The organism is Hornefia porci (assembly GCF_001940235.1).
GTDB classification, from domain to species: domain Bacteria; phylum Bacillota; class Clostridia; order Peptostreptococcales; family Anaerovoracaceae; genus Aminicella; species Aminicella porci.
Map to the genome: position 1 here is coordinate 1 of NZ_MJIE01000003.1, position 5,821 is coordinate 5,821.

The 5,821-nt window shown below is 54.9% G+C and carries 7 protein-coding genes and 2 pseudogenes; 3 read left to right on the plus strand and 6 right to left on the minus strand.

The window, feature by feature from the left end; genetic code table 11:
- Nucleotides 1-358: 358 nt before the first annotated feature.
- The 3 genes from BHK98_RS14130 to BHK98_RS13080 all read right to left on the minus strand — a co-directional run bounded on the left by BHK98_RS14130 (nucleotide 359) and on the right by BHK98_RS13080 (nucleotide 1,242).
- Nucleotides 359-565, minus strand: coding sequence for a sigma 54-interacting transcriptional regulator (locus BHK98_RS14130; RefSeq protein ID WP_083628440.1), 207 nt, complete (start codon nucleotides 563-565; stop codon nucleotides 359-361).
- Nucleotide 566: 1 nt separating this feature from the next.
- Entirely contained in the window at nucleotides 567-743 is a 177-nt protein-coding gene (locus BHK98_RS14135; protein ID WP_158024510.1) for a sigma 54-interacting transcriptional regulator, read from the minus strand.
- A 178-nt stretch (nucleotides 744-921) separates the two neighbouring features.
- Complete coding sequence (locus BHK98_RS13080; protein ID WP_083628445.1) at nucleotides 922-1,242, minus strand: PAS domain-containing protein; 321 nt, start codon at nucleotides 1,240-1,242, stop codon at nucleotides 922-924.
- Nucleotides 1,243-1,569: 327 nt separating this feature from the next.
- Between BHK98_RS13080 and BHK98_RS13085 the strand changes: the two genes are divergently transcribed.
- On the plus strand, nucleotides 1,570-2,415 hold the full coding sequence (locus BHK98_RS13085; RefSeq protein ID WP_075712703.1) for a beta-keto acid cleavage family enzyme: 846 nt from the start codon (nucleotides 1,570-1,572) through the stop codon (nucleotides 2,413-2,415).
- Nucleotides 2,416-2,790: 375 nt separating this feature from the next.
- Here BHK98_RS13085 and BHK98_RS14140 read toward each other — a convergent pair.
- From BHK98_RS14140 to BHK98_RS13095, 3 genes and pseudogenes are all read right to left on the minus strand, one after another.
- A pseudogene (locus tag BHK98_RS14140) lies at nucleotides 2,791-2,943 on the minus strand (cyclase family protein); the annotation flags it as partial.
- Between the two features lie 7 nt (nucleotides 2,944-2,950).
- Nucleotides 2,951-3,088: a hypothetical protein gene (locus BHK98_RS13605; protein WP_158024511.1), complete on the minus strand. Its 138-nt coding sequence runs from the start codon at nucleotides 3,086-3,088 to the stop codon at nucleotides 2,951-2,953.
- A gap of 224 nt (nucleotides 3,089-3,312) precedes the next feature.
- A pseudogene (locus BHK98_RS13095) lies at nucleotides 3,313-4,157 on the minus strand (beta-keto acid cleavage family enzyme).
- Nucleotides 4,158-4,397: 240 nt separating this feature from the next.
- Between BHK98_RS13095 and BHK98_RS13100 the strand changes: the two are divergent.
- Together BHK98_RS13100 and BHK98_RS13105 are read left to right on the plus strand one after the other, a co-directional pair.
- Nucleotides 4,398-4,802: a PAS domain-containing protein gene (locus BHK98_RS13100; RefSeq protein WP_075715250.1), complete on the plus strand. Its 405-nt coding sequence runs from the start codon at nucleotides 4,398-4,400 to the stop codon at nucleotides 4,800-4,802.
- 38 nt (nucleotides 4,803-4,840) lie between these two features.
- Entirely contained in the window at nucleotides 4,841-5,821 is a 981-nt protein-coding gene (locus BHK98_RS13105) for a sigma-54 interaction domain-containing protein (RefSeq protein ID WP_075715252.1), read from the plus strand.

Here is a 5,821-nt window from a genome sequence, read left to right on the forward strand (position 1 = left end):
AGTATTCCCCGGAGAGTCTCCTCGTCTACGTGGTCGCTGCGGAAGCGCAGATCGTCAGATATTCGATGACGTTTTCCAGCTCTCTCACGTTGCCCGGCCAGTGATAGGCACGGAAGACTTCTCTGTTTTTCTCAGACAGAGTCAGCCGGCGATGGTGCTTCTCCGCGAACACGTCGATGAAGTGGTCGGTCAGCGCATCGATGTCGTTGATCCGCTCCCGGAGCGGCGGGATGTTGACCGGAATGACGTTCAGCCCGGTAGAAAAGATCCTGCCGGAACGTGCCCTCCGCGATTTTCTTCTTCAGGTCGCTGTTGGTGGCGCGATGAACCGGATGTCCAGCTGAATCGTTTGGTGCCCCTACGCGGTTATTTTTTTGTCCTGAATCGCCCGCAGAAGCTTCACCTGAAGATCCATGGGCATGTCGCCGATTTCGTCCAGGAGAAGCGTGCCGCCGCTGGCCATTTCAAAGAGTCCCGGCTTTCCGCCGGAGTTCGCGCCGGAGAACGCGCCGCGCTCGTAGCCGAAAAGTTCGGATTCCAGCAGATTGGCGGAATCGAGGCACAGTTTACCTTGATGAAGGTCCGTCGCTGCGGTCGCTTTTTCGGTAAATTTCGTCCGCGATGACCTCCTTGCCGACGCCGGATTCTCCGGTGATCAGCACTGTCGCGTCGGTGGGAGCAGCCAGAGCGATGATATCGGAGATTTTTTTCAGCGAGTAGGAAGCGCCGATAAGGCCGGTCACCGGACATGGAAGGAGATTTCGCGTTTTTGTGAATCGTGACGTGCTGCTGTTCCTTGGTGCGGGTCGATTTCGGAAAGGAATCGGCCGTAATCCTCGTGCAGCGCCTGGAGTGAAAGAATCGGACGGCTGCTGACCACCACCTGAGCCAGTTCTCCGTTCCTGTCGAAAATGGGAACGCCTACGGTATATCCGACTTCGGGGGGATCCTTCTTCTGCACTGTAGAGAGGCGGAAAATCTTCTTTTCTCTTTGATGACGTCCATCGTCGATCCGCCGGTGAACAGAGTGCCCTCGCGGACAATATCGCCGGTGAGGCGTCCCAGGACCTCTTCCGGCTCAATGTTGGTGTTCTTTTTGTGAGCCGGATTCACATACATGACGCGTCCTTCTTTGTCGGTGATGTAAATGCTGTCGTCGAGGCTGTCCACTACGACCTTGAAATCGATTCCGGCCTCGTGAAAATAGTGCAGATCAGCCTTGAGGCTCTGCAGCAGCGCCAGGGCGCGTCCGGATCCTTATAGTCTCTCTCTTGACGGCGTCGTCGATTTTTTCAATTACTTCCTGTATGGCTACTATCTGATTCATCGCGTCCTCCCGGTTATTTTCCTCATTATACCACCGATGGGCGGAATGATAAAGGGAAGGATGAGCACTGAAAGCAAATTTGTTGCCGGACTGCAACGGGAATGACGCTGTGGCAACTTGAGGGCCGCCGGAACGGCGGATTTTCAATGGCTTTGTGGTGGCACAAAGCTTGCGTTTGTATATGTGCGCAAAGAGAACGGCGACAGCGCCGTCATATTTTGTAGCAGGAGGAAACAAAAATTATGTATGAAACACGGAGACTGAATGACAAAAGTAAGGTGATCGTGACCGCGGCGCTGACCGGCGCTGTGACCACGAAGAAGGATAACCCGAACCTTCCGACGCAGCCGGAGGAAATCGCGGCGTCCGCATTGGCGTGCTGTGACGCGGGAGCGTCCGCGGTGCATATTCATGTACGGGATGACAACGATGCGGCCAGCATGAGGTTTGACAAGTTTGAGGAGACGGTAAAGCTGATCCGGGACGCTGGTTCGCCGCTGGTGCTGAATCTCACGTCCTCCGGAGGTCAGGGCTTTTCGTGGGAGGAGCGCATCCATCCATTCCGGGAACTGAAGCCGGAGCTGGCCTCCTTTGACGCCGGAACCATGAACTGGCTGAACAGCGTGGTGTTTATGAATGAGCCGGAATTTCTGGAGCTGTGCGGAAAGGAAATGATTGCGGCGGGCGTTAAACCGGAGATTGAGATATTCGATATCGGGATGCTGAACACGGCGAAGTATTACATCCGGAAAGGGATTATTCAGGAGCCGGCGCACTTCCAGCTCTGCCTCGGCGCGGCCGGTGGAATGGAGGCGACGACGGAAAATCTGCTGTACCTCGTCAATCACCTTCCGGAGAAATGCACCTGGAGCGCTTTCGGTATCGGGAAGGGAGCCAATGAGATCATGATGGCGGCTCTCGCCTTAGGCGGCAACGTGCGCGTGGGGCTGGAGGACAATGTCTACTACAACAAAGGCCAGCTGGCGGAATCTAATCAGCAGTTCGTCGCGCGGGTGAAGCGCATCGTGGAGGAGCTGGGAAAAACCGTGGCGACGCCGGATGAGGCCCGCAGTATACTGGGCGTGTAGAAGATCTGCTGCCCGGGCGGGCGGAAAATCCGTTGCCTGACTGCAACGATCTGCGCGTGATGCAACAGAAACCGCCGCAGGCGGCGGGGATCAGCTTTTGTTGAAGCGTTGAAAACATGCGGATTGCAGCAAATCCGACGGAATGGCATACCCTTTGCTAATTAATATAAGCAGATACGTATTACAGTTGTGATTCAATATGCGAAAATAAAAGGAGAAGAAAAATGGGTAAACAAGTATTAGTCGACTTATCACATCCGTTCGGCAGAGGAAATCCGCTCTGGCCGTCCAACGGCGATTTCCATATCGACAGAGTGCAGCATATGCCGATGCACTAACAGACTGCTGCAGACCTTCAATGATTTCCATATGCATAACTCGACTCACGCGGATTCCCCGTCTCACGTGCTTCTTCGGGATGTCCAGACATACCGCCGGTCCGTAGTAATTCTCCAGCGGAAGCTCGTGAGTGTAGGCGCCCTCCGGAATCACGTGAGACGGGGAATCCGCGTGAGTCGAGTTATGCATATGGAAATCATTGAAGGTCTGGCAGCAGTCTGTAGTGCATCGGCATATGCTGCACTCTGTCGATATGGAAATCGCCGTTGGACGGCCAGAGCGGATTTCCTCTGCCGAACGGATGTGATAAGTCGACTAATACTTGTTTACCCATTTTTCTTCTCCTTTTATTTTCGCATATTGAATCACAACTGTAATACGTATCTGCTTATATTAATTAGCAAAGGGTATGCCATTCCGTCGGATTTGCTGCAATCCGCATGTTTTCAACGCTTCAACAAAAGCTGATCCCCGCCGCCTGCGGCGGTTTCTGTTGCATCACGCGCAGATCGTTGCAGTCAGGCAACGGATTTTCCGCCCGCCCGGGCAGCAGATCTTCTACACGCCCAGTATACTGCGGGCCTCATCCGGCGTCGCCACGGTTTTTCCCAGCTCCTCCACGATGCGCTTCACCCGCGCGACGAACTGCTGATTAGATTCCGCCAGCTGGCCTTTGTTGTAGTAGACATTGTCCTCCAGCCCACGCGCACGTTGCCGCCTAAGGCGAGAGCCGCCATCATGATCTCATTGGCTCCCTTCCCGATACCGAAAGCGCTCCAGGTGCATTTCTCCGGAAGGTGATTGACGAGGTACAGCAGATTTTCCGTCGTCGCCTCCATTCCACCGGCCGCGCCGAGGCAGAGCTGGAAGTGCGCCGGCTCCTGAATAATCCCTTTCCGGATGTAATACTTCGCCGTGTTCAGCATCCCGATATCGAATATCTCAATCTCCGGTTTAACGCCCGCCGCAATCATTTCCTTTCCGCACAGCTCCAGAAATTCCGGCTCATTCATAAACACCACGCTGTTCAGCCAGTTCATGGTTCCGGCGTCAAAGGAGGCCAGCTCCGGCTTCAGTTCCCGGAATGGATGGATGCGCTCCTCCCACGAAAAGCCCTGACCTCCGGAGGACGTGAGATTCAGCACCAGCGGCGAACCAGCGTCCCGGATCAGCTTTACCGTCTCCTCAAACTTGTCAAACCTCATGCTGGCCGCATCGTTGTCATCCCGTACATGAATATGCACCGCGGACGCTCCCGCGTCACAGCACGCCAATGCGGACGCCGCGATTTCCTCCGGCTGCGTCGGAAGGTTCGGGTTATCCTTCTTCGTGGTCACAGCGCCGGTCAGCGCCGCGGTCACGATCACCTTACTTTTGTCATTCAGTCTCCGTGTTTCATACATAATTTTTGTTTCCTCCTGCTACAAAATATGACGGCGCTGTCGCCGTTCTCTTTGCGCACATATACAAACGCAAGCTTTGTGCCACCACAAAGCCATTGAAAATCCGCCGTTCCGGCGGCCCTCAAGTTGCACAGCGTCATTCCCGTTGCAGTCCGGCAACAAATTTGCTTTCAGTGCTCATCCTTCCTTTATCATTCCGCCCATCGGTGGTATAATGAGGAAAATAACCGGGAGGACGCGATGAATCAGATAGTAGCCATACAGGAAGTAATTGAAAAAATCGACGACGCCGTCAAGAGAGAGGACTATAAGGATCCGGACGCCGCCCTGGCGCTGCTGCAGAGCCTCAAGGCTGATCTGCACTATTTTCACGAGGCCGGAATCGATTTCAAGGTCGTAGTGGACAGCCTCGACGACAGCATTTACATCACCGACAAAGAAGGACGCGTCATGTATGTGAATCCGGCTCACAAAAAGAACACCATTGAGCCGGAAGAGGTCCTGGGACGCCTCACCGGCGATATTGTCCGCGAGGGCACTCTGTTCACCGGCGGATCGACGATGGACGTCATCAAAGAGAAAAAGAAGATTTTCCGCCTCTCTACAGTGCAGAAGAAGGATCCCCCGAAGTCGGATATACCGTAGGCGTTCCCATTTTCGACAGGAACGGAGAACTGGCTCAGGTGGTGGTCAGCAGCCGTCCGATTCTTTCACTCCAGGCGCTGCACGAGGATTACGGCCGATTCCTTTCCGAAATCGACCGCACCAAGGAACAGCAGCACGTCACGATTCACAAAAACGCGAAATCTCCTTCCATGTCCGGTGACCGGCTTATCGGCGCTTCCTACTCGCTGAAAAAAATCTCCGATATCATCGCTCTGGCTGCTCCCACCGACGCGACAGTGCTGATCACCGGAGAATCCGGCGTCGGCAAGGAGGTCATCGCGGACGAAATTTACCGAAAAAGCGACCGCAGCGACCGGACCTTCATCAAGGTAAACTGTGCCTCGATTCCCGCCAATCTGCTGGAATCCGAACTTTTCGGCTACGAGCGCGGCGCGTTCTCCGGCGCGAACTCCGGCGGAAAGCCGGGACTCTTTGAAATGGCCAGCGGCGGCACGCTTCTCCTGGACGAAATCGGCGACATGCCCATGGATCTTCAGGTGAAGCTTCTGCGGGCGATTCAGGACAAAAAAATAACCCGCGTAGGGGGCACCAAACCGATTCAGCTGGACATCCGGTTCATCGCCGCCACCAACAGCGACCTGAAGAAGAAAATCGCGGAGGGCACGTTCCGGCAGGATCTTTTCTACCGGCTGAACGTCATTCCGGTCAACATCCCGCCGCTCCGGGAGCGGATCAACGACATCGATGCGCTGACCGACCACTTCATCGACGTGTTCGCGGAGAAGCACCATCGCCGGCTGACTCTGTCTGAGAAAAACAGAGAAGTCTTCCGTGCCTATCACTGGCCGGGCAACGTGAGAGAGCTGGAAAACGTCATCGAATATCTGACGATCTGCGCTTCCGGCAGCGACCACGTAGACGAGGAGACTCTCCGGGGAATACTGGACATTTCCAGAGCGACAACCCGGCCACCGGCGCCGGAACTCTGGCTCAGTCCGTGGAAAATTATGAGAAGAATCTCATCGAAACGGTTCTGA